The sequence below is a fragment of the Nocardioides sp. B129/18 genome, assembly GCF_055282735.1.
On sequence record NZ_JBUZJI010000015.1, the window covers coordinates 24,689 to 50,461 of the forward strand.

Annotated in this window: 23 protein-coding genes and 3 riboswitches; of the genes, 13 read left to right on the forward strand and 10 right to left on the reverse strand. The window is 76.4% G+C overall.

Annotated features, from left to right (window positions below):
* Window positions 1-22: 22 nt before the first annotated feature.
* The gene (locus ACZDWJ_RS11985; RefSeq protein WP_463521187.1) at window positions 23-535 is read right to left on the reverse strand and encodes an acyl-CoA thioesterase; all 513 of its coding nucleotides are present in this window, start codon (window positions 533-535) and stop codon (window positions 23-25) included.
* A 22-nt stretch (window positions 536-557) separates the two neighbouring features.
* Here ACZDWJ_RS11985 and ACZDWJ_RS11990 point away from each other — a divergent pair, with 22 nt between their 5' ends.
* Both ACZDWJ_RS11990 and ACZDWJ_RS11995 read left to right on the forward strand, forming a co-directional pair.
* A complete protein-coding gene (locus ACZDWJ_RS11990) occupies window positions 558-1,793 on the forward strand; it encodes an LCP family protein (protein WP_463521188.1) in 1,236 nt (411 codons plus the stop codon).
* On the forward strand, window positions 1,790-2,662 hold the full coding sequence (locus tag ACZDWJ_RS11995) for a crotonase/enoyl-CoA hydratase family protein (RefSeq protein WP_463521189.1): 873 nt from the start codon (window positions 1,790-1,792) through the stop codon (window positions 2,660-2,662). Before ACZDWJ_RS11990 ends, ACZDWJ_RS11995 begins: the two co-directional genes overlap by 4 nt.
* Before the next feature lie 75 nt (window positions 2,663-2,737).
* Here the strand turns inward: ACZDWJ_RS11995 and ACZDWJ_RS12000 are convergent, their stop codons facing one another.
* Both ACZDWJ_RS12000 and ACZDWJ_RS12005 read right to left on the reverse strand, forming a co-directional pair.
* A complete protein-coding gene (locus ACZDWJ_RS12000; protein ID WP_463521190.1) occupies window positions 2,738-3,286 on the reverse strand; it encodes a Dps family protein in 549 nt (182 codons plus the stop codon).
* A gap of 39 nt (window positions 3,287-3,325) precedes the next feature.
* Entirely contained in the window at window positions 3,326-4,078 is a 753-nt protein-coding gene (locus ACZDWJ_RS12005) for a dienelactone hydrolase family protein (protein WP_463521191.1), read from the reverse strand.
* A gap of 242 nt (window positions 4,079-4,320) precedes the next feature.
* Window positions 4,321-4,502, forward strand: a riboswitch (cobalamin riboswitch).
* A gap of 54 nt (window positions 4,503-4,556) precedes the next feature.
* Between ACZDWJ_RS12005 and ACZDWJ_RS12010 the strand changes: the two genes are divergently transcribed.
* The 3 genes from ACZDWJ_RS12010 to ACZDWJ_RS12020 are packed head-to-tail and all read left to right on the forward strand — an operon-like array spanning window position 4,557 to window position 7,689.
* Window positions 4,557-5,441: a nitrite reductase gene (locus ACZDWJ_RS12010; RefSeq protein WP_463521192.1), complete on the forward strand. Its 885-nt coding sequence runs from the start codon at window positions 4,557-4,559 to the stop codon at window positions 5,439-5,441.
* Window positions 5,438-6,157, forward strand: coding sequence for a precorrin-8X methylmutase (locus tag ACZDWJ_RS12015; RefSeq protein WP_463521193.1), 720 nt, complete (start codon window positions 5,438-5,440; stop codon window positions 6,155-6,157). Before ACZDWJ_RS12010 ends, ACZDWJ_RS12015 begins: the two co-directional genes overlap by 4 nt.
* On the forward strand, window positions 6,157-7,689 hold the full coding sequence (locus ACZDWJ_RS12020; protein WP_463521194.1) for a precorrin-2 C(20)-methyltransferase: 1,533 nt from the start codon (window positions 6,157-6,159) through the stop codon (window positions 7,687-7,689). Before ACZDWJ_RS12015 ends, ACZDWJ_RS12020 begins: the two co-directional genes overlap by 1 nt.
* Here the strand turns inward: ACZDWJ_RS12020 and ACZDWJ_RS12025 are convergent.
* Window positions 7,637-8,416, reverse strand: coding sequence for a cobalt-precorrin-4/precorrin-4 C(11)-methyltransferase (locus ACZDWJ_RS12025; protein ID WP_463521195.1), 780 nt, complete (start codon window positions 8,414-8,416; stop codon window positions 7,637-7,639). The genes ACZDWJ_RS12020 and ACZDWJ_RS12025 overlap by 53 nt on opposite strands.
* Window positions 8,413-9,651 (reverse strand): precorrin-6y C5,15-methyltransferase (decarboxylating) subunit CbiE, encoded by a 1,239-nt coding sequence (gene cbiE / locus ACZDWJ_RS12030; RefSeq protein WP_463521196.1) that lies wholly within the window; start codon window positions 9,649-9,651, stop codon window positions 8,413-8,415. Before cbiE ends, ACZDWJ_RS12025 begins: the two co-directional genes overlap by 4 nt.
* A gap of 69 nt (window positions 9,652-9,720) precedes the next feature.
* Window positions 9,721-9,850, forward strand: a riboswitch (cobalamin riboswitch).
* 33 nt (window positions 9,851-9,883) lie between these two features.
* On the opposite strand from cbiE, the gene ACZDWJ_RS12035 reads away from it, so the two are divergent.
* The 7 genes from ACZDWJ_RS12035 to ACZDWJ_RS12065 are packed head-to-tail and all read left to right on the forward strand — an operon-like array spanning window position 9,884 to window position 17,307.
* The gene (locus tag ACZDWJ_RS12035) at window positions 9,884-11,845 is read left to right on the forward strand and encodes a VWA domain-containing protein (RefSeq protein WP_463521197.1); all 1,962 of its coding nucleotides are present in this window, start codon (window positions 9,884-9,886) and stop codon (window positions 11,843-11,845) included.
* A complete protein-coding gene (gene bluB / locus ACZDWJ_RS12040; RefSeq protein WP_463521198.1) occupies window positions 11,842-12,531 on the forward strand; it encodes a 5,6-dimethylbenzimidazole synthase in 690 nt (229 codons plus the stop codon). Before ACZDWJ_RS12035 ends, bluB begins: the two co-directional genes overlap by 4 nt.
* Window positions 12,524-13,138, forward strand: a complete 615-nt coding sequence (cobO, locus tag ACZDWJ_RS12045) for a cob(I)yrinic acid a,c-diamide adenosyltransferase (RefSeq protein ID WP_463521199.1) — start codon at window positions 12,524-12,526, stop codon at window positions 13,136-13,138. The genes bluB and cobO overlap by 8 nt, the downstream gene beginning before the upstream one ends.
* Window positions 13,135-14,535, forward strand: coding sequence for a cobyrinate a,c-diamide synthase (locus ACZDWJ_RS12050; RefSeq protein WP_463521200.1), 1,401 nt, complete (start codon window positions 13,135-13,137; stop codon window positions 14,533-14,535). Before cobO ends, ACZDWJ_RS12050 begins: the two co-directional genes overlap by 4 nt.
* Entirely contained in the window at window positions 14,532-15,539 is a 1,008-nt protein-coding gene (gene cobC, locus ACZDWJ_RS12055) for an Rv2231c family pyridoxal phosphate-dependent protein CobC (protein ID WP_463521201.1), read from the forward strand. The genes ACZDWJ_RS12050 and cobC overlap by 4 nt, the downstream gene beginning before the upstream one ends.
* Entirely contained in the window at window positions 15,536-16,603 is a 1,068-nt protein-coding gene (cobT, locus tag ACZDWJ_RS12060) for a nicotinate-nucleotide--dimethylbenzimidazole phosphoribosyltransferase (protein WP_463521202.1), read from the forward strand. Before cobC ends, cobT begins: the two co-directional genes overlap by 4 nt.
* Window positions 16,603-17,307, forward strand: a complete 705-nt coding sequence (locus ACZDWJ_RS12065; protein ID WP_463521203.1) for an adenosylcobinamide-GDP ribazoletransferase — start codon at window positions 16,603-16,605, stop codon at window positions 17,305-17,307. The genes cobT and ACZDWJ_RS12065 overlap by 1 nt, the downstream gene beginning before the upstream one ends.
* Window positions 17,308-17,321: 14 nt before the next feature.
* Here ACZDWJ_RS12065 and ACZDWJ_RS12070 read toward each other — a convergent pair whose 3' ends face one another.
* A complete protein-coding gene (locus tag ACZDWJ_RS12070) occupies window positions 17,322-17,852 on the reverse strand; it encodes a bifunctional adenosylcobinamide kinase/adenosylcobinamide-phosphate guanylyltransferase (protein WP_463521204.1) in 531 nt (176 codons plus the stop codon).
* 23 nt (window positions 17,853-17,875) lie between these two features.
* Here ACZDWJ_RS12070 and cbiB point away from each other — a divergent pair, with 23 nt between their 5' ends.
* A complete protein-coding gene (cbiB, locus tag ACZDWJ_RS12075) occupies window positions 17,876-18,787 on the forward strand; it encodes an adenosylcobinamide-phosphate synthase CbiB (RefSeq protein WP_463521205.1) in 912 nt (303 codons plus the stop codon).
* On the opposite strand, the gene ACZDWJ_RS12080 is transcribed toward cbiB, so the two are convergent.
* From ACZDWJ_RS12080 to cobN, 4 genes are read right to left on the reverse strand one after another with little or no spacing between them, the layout of a single operon-like run.
* Entirely contained in the window at window positions 18,690-19,493 is an 804-nt protein-coding gene (locus tag ACZDWJ_RS12080; protein ID WP_463521206.1) for a cobalt-precorrin-6A reductase, read from the reverse strand. The genes cbiB and ACZDWJ_RS12080 overlap by 98 nt on opposite strands.
* Entirely contained in the window at window positions 19,493-20,875 is a 1,383-nt protein-coding gene (locus ACZDWJ_RS12085) for a cobyric acid synthase (protein ID WP_463521207.1), read from the reverse strand. Before ACZDWJ_RS12085 ends, ACZDWJ_RS12080 begins: the two co-directional genes overlap by 1 nt.
* Window positions 20,875-21,606, reverse strand: a complete 732-nt coding sequence (locus ACZDWJ_RS12090; RefSeq protein WP_463521208.1) for an SAM-dependent methyltransferase — start codon at window positions 21,604-21,606, stop codon at window positions 20,875-20,877. Before ACZDWJ_RS12090 ends, ACZDWJ_RS12085 begins: the two co-directional genes overlap by 1 nt.
* Window positions 21,603-25,256 carry a cobaltochelatase subunit CobN gene (cobN, locus tag ACZDWJ_RS12095; RefSeq protein ID WP_463521209.1) on the reverse strand — a complete coding sequence of 1,218 codons (3,654 nt, stop codon included), beginning with the start codon at window positions 25,254-25,256 and terminating at the stop codon, window positions 21,603-21,605. The genes ACZDWJ_RS12090 and cobN overlap by 4 nt, the downstream gene beginning before the upstream one ends.
* Before the next feature lie 269 nt (window positions 25,257-25,525).
* Window positions 25,526-25,724, reverse strand: a riboswitch (cobalamin riboswitch).
* Window positions 25,725-25,773: the final 49 nt, after the last annotated feature.

The window sequence follows — 25,773 nt, forward strand, 5'->3', positions numbered from 1 at the left end:
TCGGACGGGCCTCGGACGGGCCTCAGACGGGGCGGCGGCCGGCGTCGATCTCGGTCTTGCGGGCCAGCCGGTGCGCGCGCCGGATCTCGGCCTCGCGGTGGCGGCGACGGTCCTCGTCGGTCTCCAGCAGCAGCCCGGGGATCGGGCGGGGGCCGCCGTCGGGGTCGATCGCCACGAACACGAAGTAGGCCGAGCCGACGTGCAGCGAGGTCTCCGAGGCCTCGTTCCACGGCTGGGCCTCGATGCGCACCCCGATCTCCATGGAGGAGCGGCCCACCCAGTTGACCTGCGCGTGGGTGCGCACGATGTCGCCGACGTGCACCGGACGCAGGAAGACCATCTCGTCGAGGGCGGCGGTGACCGCCGGGCCGCCGGAGTGGCGCTGGGCCACCGCGCCGGCGGTGGAGTCGGCCAGCTTCACGATCTCGCCGCCGTGCACGTTGCCCAGCAGGTTGGTCTGCGCGCGGGAGGTCAGCACCGCCAGGGAGACGCGGGCGTAGGACGAGGTGTGGCGCGGCGCGGCGAGGTCGCTCATGGCTGCACGCTAGCCTCAGAGGGTGCCTGAGCGTCCTGACGGTCGGGGTGGAGAGTTCGGCTGGCTCTACGGCGGCAAGGACGGCTCCACGCCCCCGGAGAACCCCGATGCCACCCGCGTCATGCCCACGATCCCGCGGGGATCGCGCGGCTCGTCGTCCCAGCCGCCCGCTCAGCCGGCGCCCCCGCCGCGCCAGCCGGCCCCGCAGCGGCCCGGTGGTCCGGGCGGCCCCGGGGGACCGAGCGGCCCCGGCGGCCCGCACGAGTACGGCGGCTCCCGCGGCCCGCGGCTGCGGCGTCCCCGCTTCCGGGTGCGCTACCTCGTGGCGCTCCTCGCGCTCTGGGTGGTCTACCTCGTGGCCGTGCCGATCATCGTCTGGAACAAGGTCGACGACGTCGCCTTCGAGCCCAGTGGCAACCGCCCGGCCGAGCAGCCCGGCACCACCTACCTCCTCGTGGGCAGCGACTCCCGCGGCCAGCTGAGCGCGGCCCAGCGTCGCCTCTACCGCACCGGCAACGCCGAGGGCCGTCGCACCGACACGATCATGCTGCTGCACACCGGCTCGGGACCGAACCTGCTGATGTCGATCCCGCGCGACTCCCTCGTCGACATCCCGGGCTACGGCACCACCAAGATCAACGCCGCCTACGCCTATGGCGGCGCGCGGCTGCTGGTGAGGACGATCGAGCAGAACAGCGGCATCCGCATCGACGACTACGTCGAGATCGGGCTGGGCGGCCTGGTCGACATCGTCGACGCCGTCGGCGGCATCAAGATCTGCCCGACGTTCGACATGAACGACAAGCTCGCGGGGCTCGACATCAAGAAGGGCTGCCAGCAGGCCGACGGTCGCGTCGCCCTCGGCTACGCCCGCTCGCGCCACTCCGACCCCCGCTACGGCGACATCACCCGCGCCAAGCACCAGCGCGAGGTCGTCTCCGCGGTCGGCAAGAAGGTGCTCTCCCCCGCCACGTTCCTCAACCCGTTCCGCTACTGGCGCGTCGTCAACGCCGCACCGGAGTCGTTCGCGGTGGGCCGCGGCATGAGCGCGGTGCGCGCCGGCATGTGGGCGATGGCGATGAACAGCGTCAACGGGAAGAAGGGCCTGACCTGCGGCGTCCCGATCAGCGACCTCGCGGTGCACTGGGACCCCACGCGCTCGAAGAAGATGTTCCAGGCGATCATCGACGACGACACCTCCAGCATCGGCACCAGCCTGTGCTCCCCCACCGGACTCCCGAAGGCGGTCACCGGATGACCCAGCAGTACGAGACCCTCACGTTCGAGGTCGACGAGGACGGCGTCGCGCTCCTGACGCTGCACCGGCCCGACGCGCTCAACGCCTTCGACCTGCAGATGGCGCGCGAGCTCGAGCAGGTCTTCCTCGTCGACGCCCAGGACGACGCCGTCCGCGCGGTCGTCGTCACCGGCTCGGGTCGCGCGTTCTGCGCCGGCATGGACCTCTCGGCCGAGGGCAACGTCTTCGGCCTCGACGAGAGCCTCGACCCCGACCCGGCGCAGTTCCGCGCGCACTACGACGAGGAGCCGTACCAGACCGGCCTGCGGGACACCGGCGGCAAGGTGACGCTGGCCATCCACGCGCTGCCCAAGCCCGTGATCGCCGCGATCAACGGCCCCGCCGTCGGCATCGGCGCCACCATGACGCTCGCGATGGACCTGCGGCTGGCCTCCACCAAGGCGCGCATCGGGTTCGTCTTCGGGCGTCTGGGCATCGTGCCCGAGGCCTGCTCGTCGTACTTCCTGCCGCGCATCGTCGGGGTCTCCCAGGCGCTGGAGTGGGTCTACTCCGCCGACATCCTCACCGCCGAGCAGGCGCACGCCGGTCGCCTGGTGCGCTCGGTGCACGAGCCCGACGAGCTGCTGCCCGCCGCGCTGGAGCTGGCCCGCTCGTTCGTCCGCGACCGCTCCCCGGTGGCCCTCGGCCTGGCGAAGCGGCTCATCTACCGCAACAGCGGCGCCGACCACCCGCTCGAGGCGCACCTGACGGACTCGCTGGCGATGTACTGGACCTCGATCGGCGACGGCAAGGAGGGCGTGGCCGCGTTCCTGGCCAAGCGCACCCCCCAGTTCACCAGCAGCGCCCGCGACCTCCCCGTCATCGAGTAGGCGCCTGCTCGGGACGCACGACGGCCCGCCGTCCCCTCGAAGGAGTGGGGAGGCGGGCCGTCGGTCTGTGGCGGGTCAGCCGGCCGCGCGCGCGGCCTCCTGCTCGGAGGTGGCGCCGGCGGTGCTCAGCTGGCCCGACTTGTCCTCGAGGTGCGCGCGGATGAACCAGTGGAACAGCTCGAGCTGCTCGGTCTGGGCGATGAACATGTCCTGCGTGACGGGGTCGAGCTCCTCGAGCTCCTTGATGCCGTCGCGGTAGCTGGTGATGACGCCCTGGTAGACCACGTCGAGCGCGCCCAGGTGCTCCTGGGTGGTGGCGCGACCGATGCTGTACTCGTCCCAGGTGCGACCCTCGACGATGGCGCCGGGGGTGCCCTGCGGCGAGCCGCCGAGGGTGGCGATGCGCTCGGCGAGGTCGTCGGCGAAGCCGCGGACGACCTCGACCTGCGGGTCGATCATCTCGTGGACGGAGATGAAGTGGGGCCCGACGACGTTCCAGTGCACGTGCTTGAGCGTCAGGTGCAGGTCGTTGGCCGCGACGAGGCGGTCCTGCAGGAGTGCGACGACGCGCTCGGCGTCGTCCTTGGAGATTCCGGGGGTCGTGTACGCGAGTGGGGTGGCCATGCTTCGGACGTTACCCACGGCGCCGGGGCGCCGATCCACCTAACGGGTGGGCGTCAGCGTCCGCTGGAAGAGGGCCTGCAGCACCTCGAAGTGCCGCTCCGCCGAGACCTCGTGGAACATCGAGGTGTCGGCCATGGTGTAGCCGTGCGCGGCCCCCGCGTACACCTCGTTGAGGTGCGGACGGCCGGCATCGCTCAGGGCCTGCTCGAGCGCCTCGACGGCCTCCAGCGGCATCGAGGCGTCCTGGTCGGCGTGGCCGTAGACGAACTCCGCGGTGCTGGCGGCGATCTGCAGGTGCGGGCTGTCGGGCCCGTCGACGACCAGCCCGCCGCCGTGGAAGCCGCCGACCGCCGCGACCGTGCCGGGGTGAGTGCCCGCGGCGCGGGTGGCCAGCCGGGCGCCCATGCAGTAGCCGGTGACGCCGATCGGGCCCGCGCCGGCGCGCAGGTCGCCGGTGAGCGCGGCGATCCAGGCCTCGGTGTCGGGGTCGGAGAGGTCGGGCGTCAGGCCGGCGACGCGGTCCATGACGCCGGAGGCGAAGAAGGCCTCGCGGGCGCCGGGCTCGCGCAGGTCCTCCTGCGGGGCGAGCTCGGCGGCGCTGCCCCAGCGGTGGAAGACGTGCGGCACCAGCACGCGATGGCCCCAGGACGCGATGCGGTCGGCCATCGCTCGGGTCTGCGGACGCAGGCCGATGGCGTCGATGAAGAACAGGACGCCCGGAGCGCCCTCCTCGCCGGTGACGTAGGCCTCGGCGGAGCCGCCGGGCACGGAGATCTGCAGGTCGTGTCCCATGCTCGCGACGGTACGACGGCGGCGCCACGGCCCCGCGCGTCGAAGGGGTGGGGCCGGAGGGAGTGAAGGCCGAGGCCGCCGACGTGGGGGGTGAGGACGGCCCCGGCGACGCCCTTCCTACACCCGGCCCGACCCCCGCCGTGGGCGAATGCGTCCGATTCCTCCCGTGGAAGGGGGAATCGGGCGTCCCGACGCCGGATGGTCCAGAGCAGTCGTGCGGCGAGCATCACGCGGCGTCGGGTTGATAGCCTCCGAGAGCCAGTCACATGGGAACCCGGTGAGAGTCCGGGACTGACGCGCAGCGGTGTGGGTGACGGGCGGGACGGGTCGGCTCCGCGCCGACAGCCACTGGACCCCGGTCTGGGAAGGCGTCCCGACCCGGTGGATCCCGAGTCCGAAGACCTGCTGGCCCTTGCGGCGACCGCCGCGAGGTCGCACGGGGCGACGCGCTGAGCCTCCGACCTCGGAGGACACCCCTGTGGCCCCCACCGCACCCGCCCGGACCCGCCGCGACCGCTGCCCCGGCGTCCTGCGTCCCTGGCCCGCCGACGACGGCGCCCTCGTGCGCGTCCGCCTGCCCGGGGGGCGGATCGGGGCCGACGCCCTGCGCGCCCTGGCCGACGTCGCGGTCGAGCACGGCGACGGCGACCTGCACCTCACCGCCCGCGCGAACCTGCAGCTGCGGGCGCTGCCCACCCGCGACGGACGGCTCACGGCGCCGGTGCTGGCGGCCGTCGAGGCCACCGGACTGCTGCCCAGCCGGGCCCACGACCGCGCGCGCAACCTGATGGCCTCCCCCCTCACCGGGCTGGCCGGCGGCCGGGCCGACCTGCGCGGGCTCGTCGCCGATCTCGACGCCGGCCTGCGCGCCGACCCGGCGCTGGCCGCCCTGCCCGGACGCTTCCTGTTCGTGCTCGACGACGGCCGCGGCGACCTCGCCGACCGCGAGGGCGACCTCGGACTCGTCGCCCTCGACGCCGACATCGCCCAGCTGCGGGTCGGCGCACACGGCTGGGGGCCGGTGCTGCCGCTGGTGGACGCGCCCGCCTCGCTGCTCGGCCTGGCCCGCGCGTTCCTGCGGGTGCGCGGCGCCGGCGAGGACGCCGCCTGGCACGTCGACGAGCTGGCCGCGCCGCTGCTCTCGGCCCACCACGTCGACCCGCGGGCGCTCGTGCGCTCCGACCCGCCCGCCCCCGGCGTCCACGCCCCCGGGGTGCGCCTGCACGCCGTGCCCGACGGCCGCCTCACCCCGGCCGTCCTCGATCAGATCCTCGCGCCCGCCCACGGCGCCCCGCCCCGCCACCTGGTCCTCACGCCCTGGCACGGCGTGGTGGCCGTCGAGACCTCGGAGACCGCCGCATGACGACCGTCCAGCACAGCGACCAGCACGCCGGCCAGCTCGACCAGCAGCACAGCGACGACCTGCGTCCCCCCACGCGTCGCTACCCCTACGAGACCCAGGGGGCGGCGATCTACGAGGCGTCCTTCGCCACGATCCGGCGCGAGAGCGACCTCGCCTCCGTGGCGCCGGACGCGGAGAAGGTCGCGGTGCGGATGATCCACGCCAGCGGTCAGACCGACCTCGTGCGCGACCTCGTCGTGCACCCGCGGCTCGGCCCGGCCGGACGGGCCGCGCTCGCCGCCGGAGCGCCGATCCTGTGCGACGCCCGCATGGTGGCGATGGGCGTCACCGCCGGACGCCTGCCGGCCGGCAACGAGGTGCACTGCCTGCTCTCCGACCCCCGCGTGCCGGCGCTGGCCGCGCGGTTCGGCACCACTCGCAGCGCCGCCGCGGTCTCGCTGTGGACTCCCCACCTCGACGGCGCCGTGGTGGCCATCGGCAACGCCCCCACCGCGCTGTTCCACCTGCTGGAGATGATCCTCGACGGCGCGCCCCGGCCGGCCGCGATCCTCGGCTGCCCGGTGGGCTTCATCGGCGCCGCGGAGTCCAAGCAGGCGCTGGCCGACCTCGCCCGCGACCACGGCGTCGACATCCCCTTCGTCACCGTCCGCGGGCGCCGTGGCGGCTCGGCGATGGCCTCGGCGGCCGTCAACGCGCTCGCGACGGAGGTGGAGTGATGACCGCTCCCACCGGCCGGCTCAGCTGCGTCGGCGTCGGGCCCGGCGACCCCGAGCTGATCACCCTCAAGGCCGCCCGGCTCATCGAGTCCGCCGACGTCGTGGCCTACCACGCGGGCGTCGGACGCGAGTCGCACGCACGCCGCATCGCCGCGGCCCACGTGCGGCCCGGCGTCGTCGAGGAGGTGCTGCGCTACCCCGTCACGACCGGGCGCACCGACCACCCCGGCGGCTACGACGGCGCGCTCACCGACTTCTACGCCGCCTGCACCGCGACGATCGGCGCGCATCTGGAGGCCGGGCGGCACGTCGTCCTGCTCGCCGAGGGCGACCCGCTCTTCTACGGCTCGGCGATGTACCTCCACGACCGGCTCGGCGTGCGGTTCGCCACCGAGGTCGTGCCGGGCGTCCCGGCCTTCGCCGCGGCCACCGCCGCCGCCGGAACCCCGCTGGTGCGCCAGACCGACGTGCTCACGGTGCTGCCCGGCACCCTGCCCGAGCCGGAGCTCGCGCGCCGCCTGGCCGACACCGACGCCGCGGTCATCATGAAGCTGGGCCGCACCTTCCCCGCCGTCCGCGACGCCCTCGGCGCCGCCGGACGCCTCGAGGACGCCGTGTACGTCGAGCGGGCCTCCTTCGCCGACCAGCGGGTGCTGCCGGCCGCCGAGGTCGATCCCGACGACGTCCCGTACTTCTCGCTGGTCGTCGTGCCCGGCGACTCCCGGCACCGCGACGACGCCGCCCGCGTGCGCCTGGCCGCGCCCGACGAGCCGCGCGGCAGCTCGCACGACGCCTGGGCCGCCGAGCTGCTGGTGATCGGCCTCGGGCCGGGCCCCGACGCCTGGCTGACGCCGGAGGCCACCTCGGCCCTGGCGCGCGTCGACCACGTCGTCGGCTACGCCCCCTACGTCGACCGCGTGCCGCAGCGGCCGGGCCTGACCCGGCACTGCTCGGGCAACACCGTCGAGCTCGACCGCGCGCGGCTGGCGCTCGACCTCGCCCGCCGCGGCGAGCGGGTGGCGGTCGTCTCCGGCGGCGACGCCGGCGTGTTCGGCATGGCCGCCGCGGTGTTCGAGGCGGCCGTCGACTACCCCGACGTGCCCGTGCGGGTGCTGCCCGGCGTCAGCGCCGTGCAGGCCGTCGCCGCCCGGGCCGGGGCGCCGATCGGCGGCGACTTCGCCGTCGTCAGCCTCAGCGACCGGCTCAAGCCGTGGGAGACCGTCGAGCGGCGACTGCGGGCCATCGCCGAGGCCGACCTCGTGCTCGGGGTCTACAACCCGGCCTCGCGCACCCGCCGCGACCAGATCGTGCGGGCCCGCGAGGTGCTGCTCGAGACGCTCCCGGCCGACCGGCCGGTGGTCGTCGGGCGCCACGTCGGACGCGCCGCCGAGGCCGTCGAGGTGACCACGCTGGGCGCGCTGGACCCCGAGACCATCGACATGGGCTGCCTGGTGATCGTGGGCTCGAGCGGGACGAGCGTCACCGACGCCGGTCGCGTGTGGACGAGTAGAGGAACGACTCCCCCGGCGTGACCTCGCCGTCGGCGGCCCCGTCGACCGCTCCGTCGCGCGCCAGCGCCCGGCCCACCAGGATCACCGCGGCCTGACGCAGCCCCGCGGCCTCGACCTGCGCGGCGATGTCGCCGACCGTGCCGTGCAGCACGAGCTCCTCGGCCTGGCTGACCCGGTGGACGACGGCCACCGGGCAGTCGGCGCCGTAGAACGGCTCGATCTGCGCCATCAGCTCGGCGGTGCGCGTGATGCCGAGGTGCAGCGCGAGGGTGGCGCGGGTGGCCGCGAACGCGGCCAGCGACTCGCCCTCCGGCATCGCGGTGGAGCGCGCCTGCGGGCGGGTGATCACCACCGACTGCGCCACCAGCGGCACCGTGAGCTCCCGACCCACCCGCGCCGCCGCGGCCGCGTAGGACGCCACGCCGGGCACGACCGTCCACGGTACGCCGGCGGCGTCGAGGCGACGGGTCTGCTCGGCCAGCGCGGAGTACACCGACGGGTCGCCGCTGGTGAGCCGCACGACCTGGCTGCCCAGCGCGTGCGCCTGCACGAGGTGGGCGGTGATGGCGTCGAGGTCGAGGTCCTGGGTGTCGACGCGCTCGGCGTGCGCGGGTGCGTGGGCGAGCACGGCGTCGTCGAGGTAGGTGCCGGGGTAGAGCACGACGTCCGCCTGCTGCAGCAGCGCGACGGCGCGCAGGGTGAGCAGGTCGGCGGCGCCCGGTCCGGCGCCGACGAAGTGGACGGTCATGCGGACTCCTGGGGGTGCTGGGGTGCGGGGCTGCGCCACGCCCACTGGGTGACGGTGCGGGCCGGCGTCCAGCCGGTGAACCCGCCGACGGGGGCGGCGGTCTCGACGGCGTGACGGGTGAGCTCGCCGCCGTGGGCGCGGTGGGCGTCGGCGAGCAGACGCTCGGTCTCGAGGGTGACGCCGTGGACGACGAGGACGCCTCCGGGCGCGAGGGCGTCGAGGCAGGACTCCAGCACCCCGGGCACGGTGGCGCCGCCGCCGATGAAGATCGCGTCGGGGCGGGGCAGGTCGGCGAGCGCCTCGGGGGCGCCGCCGGTGACGACCTCGAGCCGCGGGACGCCGAGGCGGACGGCGTTGCGGCCGATCCGCGCGGCGCGCTCGGGGTCGCGCTCGATCGCGACGGCGCTGGTGCCCGGGTGGGCGCGCAGCCACTCGACGCCGATCGACCCGGCGCCGGCGCCGACGTCCCACAGCAGCAGGCCGGGGGCGGGCGCCAGACGGGCGAGGGCGCTGGCGCGCAGATCGCGCTTGGTGAGCTGGCCGTCGTGCTCGAAGGCGTCGTCGGGCAGGCCGGCGGCCCAGCCGAGCGCGGGCGGTCCGTCGCACTCCAGGGCCAGCACGTGCAGCGCGCTCGCGCCGCCGGGCCAGGCCTCGGCGGTGCCGACGACGTGGTGCTCCTCGGGCGCGCCGAGGTCGCCGAGCGCGGTCATCCGGGTGGCGCCGTAGCCCGCCTCGACGAGCAGCGGCGCGAGGAGGTCGGGGGTCGTGGCGTCGGAGGACAGCACGAGCAGTCGGCGGCCGGGCGCGAGCTCGCGCAGCACCGACTCGAGGCGCCGCCCGACGACGGTGAGGACGTGCGAGGACTCCGCGCCCCACCCGAGCCGGGCGCGGGCCAGGGCGGGCGAGGACACCGCGGGCACGATCTCGACGGCGTCGGCGCCGAGCCGCTGCGCCAGGAGCGTGCCGACGCCGGAGACCGTCGGATCGCCCGAGGCGAGCACGACCGCGCCGGGGTGCTCCTCGGCCAGCGCGAGCGCGGCGTCGAGGTCGAAGGGCCGCGGCCAGGTGCGGCGCACCGGCGCGACGTCGTCGGGCAGCAGAGCGAGCTGACGAGCGCCGCCGAGGGCCGCCGGGACGGCGCGCAGCCGGGCCCGGATCGGCTCCGCGAGCCCCTCCCAGCCGTCGGCGCCGAGGCCGATCACGAGCAGGCGCGGGGTCCGAGAGGGCGGGGGCACGGACCGGGACGCTACTCGACGCCGCCGGGGTCTAGGGTGGGGCCCGCAGTCCCGAGGTGCCCTGCGCACCGGTCGTCCGCGGCCGGAGGCGTCGGGAGAATCTGGGAAGCCGGTGAGAGTCCGGCACAGGCCCGCTGCGGTGATCGTGAGCCCACCCGCCCACGTCAGTCCGAAGACCGGCCTCGGTGACTGGCACACAGTTGCCGACCTGGCGGACGAGCGGGAGCCTCCCATGCCACAGAACCCTGACCCTGCCCTGCCCGTGCGCGGGGCCCATCCCCCGGCCTACCCGTTCTCCGCGGTGGTCGAGCCGGGCGACCTCGCCCTCGCGCTCGTGCTCAGCACGGTCGCGCCGCAGATCGGCGGCGTGCTGGTGCGCGGCGAGAAGGGCACGGCGAAGTCGACGATCGTCCGCGCCCTGGCCGCCGTCGCGTCCGGGCCGCTCGTCGAGCTGCCCGTCGGCGCCACCGAGGACCGCGTGCTCGGCTCGCTGCACCTGGGCCGCGCGCTGGCCGACGGCGCCGCGGAGTACGAGCCGGGCCTGCTGGCCCGCGCCGACGGCGGGATCCTCTACGTCGACGAGGTCAACCTGCTGCCCGACCACCTCGTCGACGTGCTGCTCGACGCCGCCGCCACCGGCCGCGTCACCGTCGAGCGCGACGGGGTCTCGGCCACTCGCCACGCCCGGTTCGTGCTCGTCGGCACCATGAACCCCGAGGAGGGCGAGCTGCGCCCGCAGCTGCTCGACCGCTTCGGCCTCGCCGTGGCCGTCGCCGCCCCGCGCGACCCGGCGCTGCGCGTCGAGGTGGTGCGCCGCCGGATGGCCTACGACGCCGATCCCGCCGCGTTCGCCGAGGCCTGGGCCGCCGAGGAGGCCGCTCTGGCCGCGCGGATCGGTGACGCCCGGGCCCGCGTCGGCGCCGTCGTGCTGCCCGACGCCGTGCTGGTCGGCATCGCCGAGCTGTGCGCGGCCGCCGAGGTCGACGGCCTGCGCGCCGACCTGGTGATCGCCCGCGCCGCCAGCGCCCACGCCGCCTGGTGCGGACGCACCGAGGTCACCCGCGACGACGTCCGCGTCGCCGCCCGCCTCGCGCTCCCCCACCGGCGCCGCCGCGACCCGTTCGACCCGCCGAGCCTGGAGCCCGACGAGCTCGACGACCTGCTCGATGACGCCCTGGGCCCCGAGGAGGACCCGGACGACGACCCCGACGGCGGGGGCGACGGCGGGGGCGACGAGGGCGGCTCCGACGACGGTCCGCAGGACGGCTCCGAGGCGCCCGGGGACCAGCAGGGCCCCAGCGAGGAGCCCAGCGAGGAGCCCAGCGGCGAGGGCGGCAGCGAGGGCGGCGAGGGCCAGACCCCGCCCGGCTCCCGGGAGCAGGCCGGCGCGCCGTCGCGGGCGCGGCTGTTCACCGTGCCCGGCACCGGCCGCGGCACCAGCGGACGCCGCAGCCGCGCGATCGGCGAGCGGGGCCGCGTCGTCGGCTCGCGCACCCCGCACGGCCCGGGCGACACCGCCGGCGGGCTGCACCTGGCCGCGACGCTGCGCGCGGCCCTGCCGCACCAGGGCGCCCGCGGCCGCACGCAGGGGCGTCCGGTGCTGGCCGCCGACGACCTGCGCCTGGCCGTCCGCGAGGGCCGCGAGGGCAACCTCGTGGTGCTCTGCGTCGACGCGTCGGGCTCGATGGCCGCCCGGCGCCGCATGCGCGAGGTGAAGACCGCCGTGCTCAGCCTGCTCGTCGACGCCTACCAGCGTCGCGACACCGTGGCCCTGGTGACCTTCCGCGGCACCGGCGCCGAGCTGGTGCTGCCGCCCACCGGCAGCGTCGAGGTGGCCGCCCGCCGGCTCGACGACGTCGCCGCCGGGGGCCGCACGCCCCTGGCCGAGGGGCTGGAGGAGGTGGGCCGGCTGCTGGCCCGCGAGCGGCGCCGCGACGGTCGACGTCGTCCGCTGCTGGTGCTGGTCACCGACGGCCGCGCCACCGCCGGCCCCGACGCGGTCGCCCGCTCGCAGGCCGCCGCCGAGGCCCTCGCCGGCTTCGGCGTGGCCACCGTGGTGCTCGACTGCGAGTCCGGCCCGATGCGGCTGGGACTGGCGGCCACCCTCGCGAGCCGGCTGCGCGCCGAGCACGTGCCGGTGGGCGAGGTCGACGCCGCCGCCCTCACCGGCGCGGTGCGCGCCCGCGTCGCATGAGCACCACCCCGACCGCTCCCCCGCTGGTCTCTCCGCTGGCAGAGGCGCTCTACGAGGTCGTCGGACGCCGTCGCGACGTGCGCGCGGAGTTCACCGGCCGCGCCCCCGACGACGTCGTCCTGCACCGCGTGCTCGCGGCGGCCCACGCCGCCCCGAGCGTCGGCAACAGCCAGCCATGGGACTTCGTCGTCGTCCGCGACGCCGCCACCCGCGACGCCTACGCCGCGCACGTGGCCGAGGAGCGGCTGGCGTTCGCGGCGTCCCTGCCGCCGCAGCGTCGCGCGACCTTCGAGCCGATCCGCGTCGAGGGCATCCGCGGGTCCGGGCTCGGCGTCGTCGTCACCCACGACCAGCGCCGTGGCGGACCCCACGTGCTGGGCCGGGCCACCGTCGCCGAGACCGGCGTGTGGTCGACCTGCCTGGCCGTGCAGAACCTCTGGCTGGCCGCCACCGCGGAGGGCCTCGGCGTCGGCTGGGTGTCCTTCCACCGCGAGCCGTTCCTGCGCGAGCTCCTCGGCCTGCCCGAGGCCGTGCGGCCGGTGGCGTGGCTGTGCGTCGGCGAGGTGAGCCACCTGCAGGAGACCCCCGACCTCGAGCGCCTCGGCTGGCGCGGACGCCGTCCGCTCGCCGCTGCCGTGCACGCCGAGCGATGGACGGACCACTCCGGAGAGGACCACCATGCCTGAGGGCCGCCCCCTGACCGTCCCCGACGACGGCCTCACCACCGCCCAGCGGCGGCGCCTGCCGCTGCTGATGGTGCACACCGGCGACGGCAAGGGGAAGTCGACCGCCGCGTTCGGCCTGGCGATGCGCGCCTGGAACCAGGGCTTCGACGTCGGGGTCTTCCAGTTCGTGAAGTCCGCGAAGTGGCGCATCGGCGAGCAGACCGTCTTCGAGCGGCTCGCCGAGCTGCACCGCGACGAGGGCCTCGGCGGACCCGTCGAGTGGCACAAGATGGGCGCCGGCTGGTCGTGGTCGCGCAAGGCCGGCGAGGCCGAGGACCACGCCCGCGACGCCGCCGCCGGGTGGGCGGAGGTCAAGCGCCGCCTGGCGCAGGAGCGTCACGACCTCTACGTGCTCGACGAGTTCACCTACCCCACGGAGTGGGGCTGGGTCGACGTCGACGACGTCGTCACCACCCTGCGCGAGCGTCCGGGCCGGCAGTTCGTGATCGTCACCGGACGCCGCGCGCACCCCGCGCTCGTGGAGGCCGCGGACCTCGTCACCGAGATGACGAAGGTCAAGCACCAGATGGACCGCGGCCAGAAGGGACAGGCGGGCATCGAGTGGTGAGCCCAGCCGCCCCCGCCTGCCCCGCGTCCCCTGGCACGCTGCCGCGGGTGGTCGTCGCCGCGCCCGCCACCGGCCAGGGCAAGACGACGCTGGCCACCGGGCTGATGGCCGCGCTGCGCCGCCGCGGCCTGGAGGTCTCGGGCCACAAGGTCGGCCCCGACTACATCGATCCCGGCTACCACGCGCTGGCCTGCGGACGGCCGGGCCGCAACCTCGACCCGCACCTGGTCGGCGAGCACCGCGTCGCGCCCCTGCTGCTGCACGGCGCCCGCACCCCGGTGCCGGCCGACGTCGCGGTGGTCGAGGGCGTCATGGGCCTCTTCGACGGCCGCATTGGAGGCCGCGGCTTCTCCTCCACCGCCCACGTCGCCACCCTCGTCGACGCCCCGGTGCTGCTGTGCGTCGACGTCGCGCGCTCCTCGCGCACCCTCGGCGCCGTCGTGCACGGCCTGGCCACCTTCGACCCCCGGGTGCGGGTCGGCGGGGTCGTGCTCAACCGCGCCGGCTCGCCGCGGCTGGTGGCCGAGGTGAGCGAGGCGATCGCCGAGGCGGGCGTGCCGGTGCTCGGCTCGCTGCCCTCCGACGACGCCTTCACCGCGCCCTCGCGTCACCTCGGCCTGGTGCCGGCCGCCGAGCGGGGTCTGGGCGTCGAGGCCCTCGACGCGCTGGCCGCGAGCGTCGCCGAGCACGTCGACCTCGACGCGGTGCTCGCGCTGGCCGCCTCGGCGCCACCCCTCACGGCGACGCCGTGGGACCCGGCCGCCGAGGTGCGTCCCGTGGCCGGACGTCCGCGGGTGGCGCTGGCTGGCGGCCGGGCCTTCACCTTCCGCTACGCCGAGACCGAGGAGCTGCTGCGCGCGGCCGGCTGCGAGCCCGTCGAGCTCGATCCGCTGCGCGACGAGCGGCTGCCCGAGGGCACGGCCGCACTGCACCTGGGCGGCGGGTTCCCCGAGGTGCACGCCGCCGAGCTCACCGCGAACGCGCCGCTGCGCGCCGCCGTCCGGGCGGCCGTCGCCGACGGCCTGCCCGTGGTGGCCGAGTGCGCCGGCCTGCTCTACCTGGCCGACTCCCTCGACGACGTCGCGATGACCGGCGCGCTGCCGGCCACCGCGCGGATGGCCGAGCGGCTGACGCTGCGCTACCCCCGGGCCCGGGCGGCGTCGGACTCGCTGCTGACCCGCGCCGGCGAGGAGGTCACCGGCCACGAGTTCCACCGCACCGTCACCGAGCCCGCCGCGGGCAGCGGCGCGTGGACGCCGGCCTGGGAGATCGACGGCGCGCCCACCGGCTTCGCCTCCCCCACCGTGCACGCCTCCTTTCTGCACCTGCACCCGGCCGGCACGCCCCACCACGTCCAGCGCCTGGCCGAGGCGGCGGCCGCTCGGAGCGGACCGTGATCACCGCCGACCCGCTGCGCCACCACGGCGACGTCGAGGCCACGCCCGGCCTGCTCGACCTCGCCGTCAACGTGCTCGACCTGCCGCGTCCGGCCTGGCTGGAGCGAGCCATCCTCGCGAGCCTCGACGAGCTCGCGCGCTACCCCGACCCGGCCGAGGCCCGTGCGGCCGTCGCCGCCCACCACGGCCGCGAGGTCGCCGAGGTGCTGCCCACCGCGGGCGCCGCCGAGGGTTTCACGCTGATCGCCCGGCTGCGCGCCTGGCGACGGCCGGTGGTGGTGCACCCGCAGTTCACCGAGCCGCACGCTGCCCTCGCGCAGGCCGGCCACCGGGTCGAGGCGCACGTGCTCGCGGCGCCGTACGTCCTGGACCCCGCGGCGATCCCCGACCACGCCGACCTCGTCGTCGTCGGCAATCCCACCAACCCCACCGGCGTGCTGCACCCACGCGAGACGCTGCTGGCGCTGCGGCGGCCCGGCCGGCTGGTGGTGGTCGACGAGGCGTTCATGGACACCGTGCCCGGCGAGCCGGCGTCGCTGGCGGACCTGCCGCTGGACGACGTGATCGTCACCCGCAGCCTCACCAAGCACTGGGGCGTCCCGGGCCTGCGGGCCGGGCATCTGCTCGGGCCGGCCGACGTCGTCGCCGCGCTGGAGCAGGCGCAGACGCCGTGGTCGGTCTCGACGCCCTCGCTCGCCGTGCTGCGCGCCTGCGCGAGGCCCGAGGCCCGCGCCGAGGCCGAGCGGCGGGCCGCGCTGCTGCAGGCCTGGCGCGTCCACCTCGAGGCCGGCCTGACCCGGCTCGGCGTCCCCCACCAGCCCTCGACGACCTCGTTCGTCCTGGCCACCCCCGGTGCCGGCGTGCACGCGGCGCTGCGCGAGCGCGGCGTCGCGGTGCGTCGCGCCGACACCTTCCCCGGGCTCGGGCCCGACCACGTCCGCGTCGCGGTGCGTCCTCCCGACGTCACCGACCTCGTGCTCGAGCACCTCCAGGAGATCCTGTGAACCCCCTTCCCACCGCCCTTCCGAGCACCGTCGCCGCCCCCGACGAGTCCGCCCGGGCCGCGGCCGCCGAGCGCCTGGCCGGCCTGGCCACCCCCGCTGGAGCGCTCGGACGCCTCGGCGAGCTCGGGGTCTGGCTGGCGGCCTGCCAGGGCGCGGTGCCCCCGCGGCCGATCGGGTCCCCGCGGCTGGTGGTCTTCGCCGGCGACCATGGCGTCGCGGCCCACGGCGTCAGCGCCTACCCCGCGGCCGTCACCGGCGCGATGCTGGCGACCTTCGCCTCGGGACGATCCGGGGCGAGCGCGCTGGCCGCGGCCCACGGCGTCGCGCTGCGGCTGGTGGACGTCTCGGTCGACCTGCCCGCCGACGCGGCGCCCGCGCCCGACCGGATCCGCCGCGGGTCGGGGGCGATCCACCTCGAGGACGCCATGACCCGCGAGGAGTGCGAGGCCGCCCTCGCGCTCGGCGCCCGCGTGGCGCGCGAGGAGATCGACGCCGGCGCCGACCTGCTGCTCAGCGGCGACCTCGGCATCGGCAACACCACCCCCGCCGCCGCGCTGGTCGCGGCCGCGCTCGGGCTCTCCGGCGTCGACGCCGCCGCCCTCGTCGGCCGCGGCACCGGCGTCGACGACGACGGCCTGGCGCGCAAGCAGGAGGTCGTCGTCGCCGCGCTGGCCCGTGCCGGCGAGCGGGCGGCCGACCCCGTCGAGCGGCTCACCGCCCTCGGCAGCCCCGACCTCGCCGCCGCCACCGGCTACCTCGTCACGGCGGCCGCCGCCGGCGTCCCGATCCTGCTCGACGGGCTGATGGCGGTGGCCTGCGCGCTCACCGCCGAGCAGCTCGCGCCCGGCGTCGCCGCCTGGTGCGCGGCCGGCCACCGCTCCCCCGAGCCCGGCCAGACCGCAGCCCTGGAGCGCCTGGGCCTCGAGCCCCTGCTCGACCTCGGCATGCGCCTGGGCGAGGGCAGCGGCGCCGTCGCCGCCGTGCCGCTGGTGCGCGCCGCCTCCGCCCTGCTGCGCGACGTCGCCCTGCTCAGCGAGGTGCTCCCGGCGCCCGAGGACGCCTGATGCGCGACGGCTGGCGCCTTGCGCTCGGCACGCTGACCGTCGTCCGCACCCCGCCGCCGCGGACGGTGACCCCGGACGTCGCCCGCGCCGCCATGCTGCTCGCGCCGCTGGCCGCGCTGCCGCTCGCCGCGGGCGTCGTCGTGGTGCTGCTGGTGGCCGACGCCCTCGGCCTGCCCCCGCTCGCCGCCGGCCTGCTGGGCGTCGCAGTGCTCGCGCTCGGCACCCGCTGCCTGCACCTCGACGGTCTCTCCGACGTCGCCGACGGACTCACCGCGAGCTACGACGCCGAGCGCTCGCTCAGCGTCATGCGCTCAGGTGCCTCCGGGCCTGCCGGCACCGCGGCCGTCGTCGTCGTGATCGGCCTGCAGGCCACCGCTCTCGGCGCCCTCGGCCACGACCTCGCCGGGGCGCTCCTCGCCGGCCTCGGCGTCGCGCTGAGCCGATGCGCCCTCTGGATCGCCTGCGCCGCCGGCGTCCCCGCCGCGCGCGGAGGCGAGGGCCTCGGCGCCACCGTCGCCGGCGTCGTGCCGCGTCCCGTCGCCGGGCTCGGCGTCCTGCTGCTCGGCGTCGTCCCCGGCCTGGTCGTCGTCGGGCTCGTCGCCCGCTGCCGCACCCGCCTCGGCGGCATCACCGGCGACGTCCTCGGCGCCGGCGTCGAGCTGGCCTGCGCCGGCCTCCTGCTGACCCTGGCGGCGCTCGCATGACCGGCGCGATCGGGCTAGAGCCGCAGCACCCGACCCGCGACGACGAGGTGCACCTCGTCGCAGGCGGCGCCGAGCCGCTGGTTGAGGGTGCCGAGGAGGTCGCGGAAGAGCCGGCCGGAGCGGTGAGCGGGCACGACGCCGAGGCCCACCTCGTTGGTCACCAGCACCACGTGCGGACCGAGGGCCGCCACGATCCGCGCGGCCTCGTCCTCCAGCCAGGCGTGCAGGGCGTCGGAGGGGTCGTCCCAGCGGCCGGCGGCGTCGAGCGCCGCGGTGAGCCAGGTGCCGAGGCAGTCGACGAGGACGTGCTCGTCGGTGGCCAGCGCCGCGGGGAGGTCGTGGCCCTCGACGGTGCTCCAGTGCGCCGGACGCCGCTCGCGGTGAGCCGCGACGCGGGCGGCCCAGTCGTCGTCCCAGGACGGATGGTCGGGCGTCGGGCCGGGCGCCACGTAGCGCACCGGGCCGTCGGCGGCGGCCGTGGTCACGAGCTCCTCGGCGTGGCGGGACTTCCCCGAGCGCACGCCTCCGGTCACCAGCACCCGCACGGGTCCTCCTCCTGGGCGGCGGCATGAGCCGCGATCGTCTGCTCGGCCTGGCCCTCGGGCTGCTGGCCGACCGGCTGCTCGCCGATCCACAGCGCCTGCACCCGGTGGCCGGCCTCGGCACTGTGGCACACCGGCTCGAGCAGGTCACCTGGCGGGACTCCCGGGCGGCGGGCGTCCTCCACGTGACGCTGCTGGTCGGCGCGTCCGCCGCCCTCGGCGCCCGCATGCCGCAGGGCGCGCTGGGCACCGCGGTGGCCACCTGGACGGTGCTCGGCGGCACCACGCTCGACCGCGAGGCCGCCGCCGTCGAGGCCCGTCTGGCAGCCGGCGACCTGCCCGGCGCCCGACGTCAGGTGGCCCGGCTGGTGGGTCGCGACGTCGAGACCCTCGACGAGCACGGCGTCGCCCGCGCGGCGCTGGAGTCGGTGGCGGAGAACACCAGCGACGCCGTCGTGGCGCCGCTGGTGTGGGGTGCGCTGCTCGGGCCCACCGGCCTGCTGGCCTACCGCGCGGCCAACACCCTCGACGCGATGATCGGGCACCGCACGCCGCGCCTGGGGCGCTTCGGCTGGGCCGCGGCCCGGCTCGACGACGTCCTCAACCTGCCCGGCGCGCGGCTCACGGCCGGTCTCGCGGTGGTGCTCGGGGACGACCCGTCGGCCGCGTGGGCCACCTGGCGCCGCGACGCCCGCCACCACCCGAGCCCGAACGCCGGACCCGTCGAGGCCGCGTTCGCGGGGGCCCTCGGCGTGCGCCTGGGCGGCGTCAACCACTATCGCGGGGTGGCCGAGGACCGTCACGAGCTCGGCGACGGCGCGCTGCCGACCCACCGCGACCTCACCCGCGGTCGTCGGCTGGCGCGCCGGATCGGCCCGGCTGCGCTGCTCGCGCTCGCACCCATCGCCGTGCGGCACGGACGTCGTCGACCTCGCTGACCCGGCACAGCCCCGCCGGCGGCCTCGGACGACGCACCACCACCACCGGGACGCCGAGCGCGGCCGCGGCGTCGAGCTTGGGACGCGTGTGCTCGCCGCCGGAGTCCTTGGTGACCAGCGCATCGACGCCGTGCTCCCTCATCAGCGCCACCTCGCCGTCGAGCCGGTAGGGCCCGCGGCTGCGCAGCAGCGTCCAGGCCGGCGGGACCTCGACGTCCTCCACGACCCGCACCAGCGCCGCGAGCTGCGGCAGCGCCTCGGCGAACGGCCCGAGCCCCTGGCGTCCGACGGTGAGGAACGGCCGCCGTGCGCGGCCGTCGAGCAGGGCCCGCGCCGCGGCGTCGTGGTCGGCGACCCACGTCCAGGATCCGGCCTCGGGCAGCCCCGCCCAGCCCGGACGCTGGAGCCGCAGCAGCGGCACGCCGGCGCGGTCGCAGGCGGCGACGGCGTTGGCGGTGATGCGTCCGGCGAACGGATGGGTGGCGTCGACGACGACGTCGTGACGCGCCGCCTCGGTGGCGAGGCCCTCGACGCCGCCGAAGCCGCCCACGCGCACCTCGCCCACCGGCAGCGCCGGCCGCGAGACCCGTCCGGCCAGGGAGGAGAGCACGGCGTCGCCGTCGGCCACCAGCAGCGCGGCCAGCGCCCGCGCCTCCGCGGTGCCGCCGAGCAGCAGCACCCGGAACGCGCCGCTCACGGTGCTCATCAGCCGACGCCCTCGCGGGCCAGCGCCAGCAGGGCGTCGACGTCGAGGTGCTCCTCGACGAGGTCGCCCAGCAGATCGATGCGACGCTGCCGGGCCTCGTCGAAGCGGGCGGTGCTGGTGACGCCGAGCGCCGCGGCGAGGTAGGCGGCCCGGTGCGCGTCGTCCTCCAGCGCGCCGTGCACCATCGTGCCGCGGACAGCACCGCGCTCGGTCTCGCCGGTGATCCGGCCGTGGTGGATCTCGTAGCCGGGGCCGTGGCGACGCAGCGTCTTCTCGGGGGTGAACTCGGTGCGCAGATCGAGCAGGCCCAGGCCGCGCTCGACGCCGGGGGCGCCCTCGACGCCGTGCGGGTCGGCGATCTCGCCACCGAGCATCTGGCAGCCGCCGCAGATGCCGAGCACCGCTCCCCCGGCCCGGGCGTGGGCGAGGACGGCGTCGGCGAGCCCGCGCTCGCGCAGCCAGGCGAGGTCGCTGCGGGTGGCGCGGGTGCCCGGCAGGACGACGAGGTCGGCGCCGGCGAGCTGGCGCGGGGTCGAGGCGAACACGACGTCGAGGCCCGGCTCGAGGCCGAGGGCGTCGAGGTCGGTGAAGTTGGAGATCCGCGGCAGCCGCACCACCGCGACCCGACGCGCCCCGTCGGTGCTGCGCCGGCCCTCGAGGTCGAGGGCGTCCTCGGAGTCCAGCCACAGGTCGGGATGCCAGGGCAGCACGCCGTAGAACGGGCGTCCGGTGCGCGCGGAGAGGTCGTCGAGGCCGGGACGCAGCAGGTCGAGGTCGCCGCGGAAGCGGTTGACCACGAAGCCCGAGATGAGGCGGCGATCGGCCTCGTCGAGCAGCATGAGGGTGCCGTAGAAGGCGGCGAAGACGCCGCCGCGGTCGATGTCGCCGACGACGATCGTCGGCAGGTCGGCGTGCCGCGCCAGGCCCATGTTCACGTAGTCGCCGGCACGCAGGTTGATCTCCGCCGGGCTCCCGGCGCCCTCGGCGACGACGACCTCGAACCGCGAGGCGAGGTCGTCGAAGGCGGCGTGCGCCGCGGACGCGAGGTGGCGGCGGCCGTCGACGAAGTCCATCGAGGCCACCTCCCCGGCCGGGCGGCCCATCAGCACGACGTGGCTGCGACGGTCCGAGCCGGGCTTGAGCAGCACCGGGTTCATCGCGACCTCCGGCTCGACGCGCGCCGCGAGCGCCTGCACCCACTGGGCGCGGCCGATCTCGCCGGCGTCGTCGGGCGGGCCGACGACCATCGAGTTGTTGCTCATGTTCTGCGCCTTGTAGGGCGCGACGCGCACCCCGCGACGCGCCAGCGCCCGGCACAGGCCGGTGGTGACGACGCTCTTGCCGGCGTCCGAGGTGCAGCCGGCGACGAGGAGACCGGCCATCAGCGCGGCGCCCGCAGCAGGTAGGCGTCCATGACCCAGCCGGCGTCGGCGCGGGCGGCCTCGCGGTCGGCGAGGATCGCCGCGCGCTGCTCGGCGAGGACGCCGTGTCGCAGCCGCTGCGAGGGCGAGCCGAGGTTGGCGCCCCACCAGATGCGCCAGTCGTCGAGCCCGAGGTCCTCGGCCGGCAGCACCCCCGAGGTGAGCATGACGACGACGTTGCGCTGCCCGGCCGCGAGCGCGTCGGGCAGCCGCCGCTCGGTGGTGACGTGCACCGGCTCCCCCACCTCGTGCAGCACGATGCCGTGCGCCGCCGCGAGCGCCGACGGCGCGCTGATGCCCGGGACGACGACCAGCCGCGCACCGAGGCGCCCGACCAGGCCGTGGGCCAGCCGCACGGTGGAGTCGTAGAGCGCCGGGTCGCCCCACGCGAGCAGGGCTGGGTCGCCGTCCCCCGACGTGATGGCGGCGACCCAGCCCTCCTCACGTGCGGCGTGCCAGCGCCGGACCTCCGCCGCGTAGTCGGCGGGGTCGGGGTCGCGCACCGGGTCGTCGACGGCCACCAGCGGCACGCCATGGTCGGCGCACAGGGCCGCGCGGGCCGCCAGCAGCGAGTCGTCGCCGCGCTTGCGGGCCGCGACGACGAACCCCGAGGCGCGCAGCGCGCCCCGGGCCTCGTCGGTGAGGTGAGCGGGGCCGAGGCCGACCCCGATCACCCGCAGCGTGCGCGTCACCGGTCCTCCAGCTCGCCCTCGAGCTCGAGGTAGACCTGCTGCATCGCCGCGACCGTCTCCGGGTCCGGCTCGGCCCACAGCCCGCGGCGGGCGGCCTCGTCGAGTCGCTCGACGATGCCGCGCAGCGCCCACGGGTTGGCCTCGCGCAGGAACTCCTGCGTGGTGGCGTCGAGGACGTAGGACTGCGCGAGCGCCTCGTACATCCAGTCGTGCACCACGCCCGCGGTGGCGTCGAAGCCGAAGAGGTAGTCGACGGTGGCCGCGAGCTCGAAGGCGCCCTTGTAGCCGTGACGCCGCATCGCGCCGATCCAGCGCGGGTTCACCACGCGGGCCCGGAAGACGCGGGTGGTCTCCTCCTGCAGGCTGCGGGTGCGCACGACGTCGGGGCTGGTGGAGTCGCCGACGTAGGCCTTCGGCTCGGCGCCGGTCAGCGCGCGGACGGTGGCGACCATGCCGCCGTGGTACTGGAAGTAGTCGTCGGAGTCGGCGATGTCGTGCTCGCGGGTGTCGACGTTCTTGGCCGCCACCGCGATGCGCGCGTAGTGACGGCGCAGGTCGTCGCCGGCGGGCGCGCCGTCGAGGCCGCGGCCGTAGGCGAAGCCGCCCCAGGCGGTGTAGACCTCGGCGAGGTCGGCGTCGTCGCGCCAGGTGCCGGCCTCCATCAGCTGCAGCAGGCCGGCGCCGTAGGAGCCGGGCTTGGAGCCGAAGATCCGGACGGTGGCCCGCCGCTCGTCGCCGTGCTCGGCGAGGTCGGCGCGGGTGTGGGCGCGCACCAGGTTGTCGGCGTCGTCCTCCTCGAGCCCGGCCACGAGCCGCACGGCGTCGTCGAGCAGGGACACCACGTGCGGGAAGGCGTCGCGGAAGAACCCGGAGATGCGGACGGTGACGTCGATGCGCGGACGCCCGAGCTCCTCCAGCGGCACCACCTGCAGGCTGGTGACGCGACGCGAGGCCTCGTCCCACAGCGGCCGGACGCCGAGCAGCCACAGGATCTCGGCGACGTCGTCGCCGCTGGTGCGCATCGCCGAGGTGCCCCACACCGAGAGGCCCACCGAGCGCGGCCACTCGCCGGTGTCCTCGCGGTAGCGGCGCAGCAGCGAGTCGGCCAGCGCCTGGCCGGTCTGCCAGGCCAGGCGCGAGGGCACGGCGCGGGGGTCGACGGTGTAGAAGTTGCGGCCGGTCGGCAGCACGTTCACCAGGCCGCGCAGCGGCGAGCCGCTGGGGCCGGAGGCGATGAACCCGCCGTTCAGGGCGTGCAGCACGGCGTCGAGCTCGTCGGTGGTGCGCCCCAGCCGTGGCACCACCTCGGTGGCGGCGAACCGCAGCACCCTCACGACCTCGGGCTCGTCGTGGAGGCCCTCGGCCGCAGCCGGGTCCCAGCCGGCCGCCTCCATCGCCTCGACGAGCTCACGGGCGCGCTGCTCGGCCTCGTCGATCGCGCTCAGCGACGCCTCGCCCTCCTTGAGGCCTAGGGCGGCGCGCAGGCCCGGAACGGCCCCGGCCTCGCCGCCCCACACCTGGGAGGCGCGCAGGATCGCGAGCACGAGGTCGACGCGCACCGAGCCGACCGGCGCGCCGCCGAGCACGTGCAGGCCGTCGCGGATCTGGGCGTCCTTGATCTCGCAGAGCCAGCCGTCGACGTGCAGCAGGAAGTCGTCGAACTCCTCGTCGTCGGGACGCTCCTCCAGGCCGAGGTCGCGGTGCATCTCCGCGGCCTTCATGAGCGTCCAGATCTCACCGCGCACCGCCGGGAGCTTCGCGGGGTCCATCGCGGCGATGTTGGCGTGCTCGTCGAGGAGCTGCTCGAGGCGGGCGATGTCGCCGTAGGTCTCCGCGCGCGCCATCGGCGGGATGAGGTGGTCGACGATCGTGGCGTGCGCGCGCCGCTTGGCCTGCGCGCCCTCGCCGGGGTCGTTGACGAGGAAGGGGTAGATGAGCGGCAGCGAGCCGATGGCGGCGTCGGTGGCGCAGGAGGCCGACAGCGCGGCGTTCTTGCCCGGCAGCCACTCCATCGAGCCGTGCTTGCCGAGGTGGACGACGGCGTGCGCGCCGAAGCCGCCGCGCTCGGGGCTCTCCTCCAGCCAGCGGTAGGCGCCCAGGTAGTGGTGGGACGGCGCGAGGTCGGGGTCGTGGTAGATCGCCACCGGGTTCTCCCCGAACCCGCGGGGCGGCTGGATGAGCAGCACGACGTTGCCGGCGCGCAGCGTCGCGAGCACCAGGTGGCCGTCGTCGTCGACGAACAGGCGACCGGGCGCGGCACCCCAGGCCTCCTCCATGTCGCCGCGCAGGTCGGCGGGCAGGTGGGCGGTCCAGGCGCGGTAGGCCTCGGGGCTGATCCGCACGTGCGCGTCGCCGAGCTGGGCGGTGGTCAGCCACTCCTCGTCCTGGCCGCCGGCGGCGATGAGCGCGTGGATCAGCGCGGTGCCCGCGGTGGTGTCGGCCGCGAGCGCCTCGGCCGGATCGGTGGGCTCGGGGCCCTCGCCGAGCAGCGGCAGGATCGGGTTGTCGGGCTGGTCGGCGCCGAGGTCGTAGCCGGCGTCGCGCAGACGACGCAGGAGCCGGATCGTCGAGGCCGGGGTGTCGAGGCCCACGGCGTTGCCGATGCGCGCGTGCTTGGTCGGGTAGGCCGAGAGCACCAGCGCCAGCCGCTTCTCCGACGCCGGCAGGCGCCGCAGACGGGCGTGGTTGACCGCGATCCGGGCCACCCGCTCGCAGCGCTCGGGGTCGGCGACGTAGCGCGGGAGGCCGGCGGGGTCGTCGGGGTCGACCTCCTTGAAGGAGAAGGGCGCGGTGATGATGCGCCCGTCGAACTCGGGGATCGCGATCTGGGTGGCGCAGTCCATCGGCGTGACGCCGTCGTCGGACTCCTCCCACTCCGCGCGGCTGCTGGTCAGGCACAGGCCCTGCAGCACGGGGATGTCGAGTGCGGCGATGCGGGCGACGTCCCACGTCTCGTCGTCGCCGCCGGCGCTCACCGCGGCCGGCGTCGAGCCGCCGGCGGCCAGCACGGTGACGACCAGGGCGTCGAGGTCTCCGAGGGCCTCGAAGAGCGCGTCGGGCGCGGAGCGCAGGGAGCCCGCGAAGACCGGCACGCCGACGGCCTCGCCGGTGGCGTCGATCGCGTCGGCGAGCGCGTGGGCGAAGCCGTCGTTGCCGGACACCTCGTGGGCCCGGTAGTACAGGACGCCGACCCGCGGACGCCCCTCTGCGCCGGGCACGACCGCCCGCTCGGCCAGCCCCCAGGCGGGCACGACCGCGGGCGGCTCGAATCCCTCGCCGGTGAGGAGCACGGTGTCGGAGAGGAAGGCGTGCAGCTGGCGCAGGTTCGCCGGGCCGCCCTCGGCGAGGTAGCGGTGGGCCTGGGCGGCGGTGCCGGCCGGCACCGTCGAGAGCTCCATGAGGGCGGCGTCGGGCTGCTGCTCGCCGCCGAGCACCACGAGCGGGACGCCCGAGGCGCGCACGCCGGCGAAGCCCGAGCACAGGTCGCGCGGGGAGCCGAGCACGCGGGCGACGACGAGGTCGCAGCCGGCGAGGGTCTCGGCCATCGACTGGTGGCCGGGGCGGGCGGGGTTGGCGAGCACCCAGTCGACGCCGCTGGCGCGGGCCGAGAGGAGGTCGGTGTCGGAGGTGGACAGCAGGGCGAGGCGCATGGCGCTCCGATCGCGGATCGGCCGAGAGGATCGGCGGGGAGCCGACACGGGAGTGGCCCGAGGTCGACGGGGAGGCGGGACGAGCGTCGTCAGCGCGGGCGCGCGAGGACGCCGTCAGGTCCGGTGCGGGCGCGCAGGCGTGCGCGCCCCGGACGAGAGGACGGGGCGCGGCTCAGCGCGCGGGGCCGTGACGGCGGGGACGCCCTGAGGCGTCCCGGGGTGGCGGGTCGTGCGGTCGCTGGCGCATCGGTGCTGTCTCCAAGCCCTCGTGGAACTGACGCGCCGTGGCCGGTCTCCTGGCTTCCGTGTCATCACCCGGCGACCGACCTTCCCAGGATCGCTCCCAGTGGCCCGCCCCTCCCGATCACGCTGGAAGGAGCCGAGGGTCGCCGTGCTCGACGGCTACAGTGGCGAGGGCCGCGCCGGCATCTGACCGGCTTCCCGTGCACCACGGCAGGCTCAACCTAGCAGCAGACGACGCTCCCCCGACCGGTCGGCTCAGCGGGGCTCTCAGCGG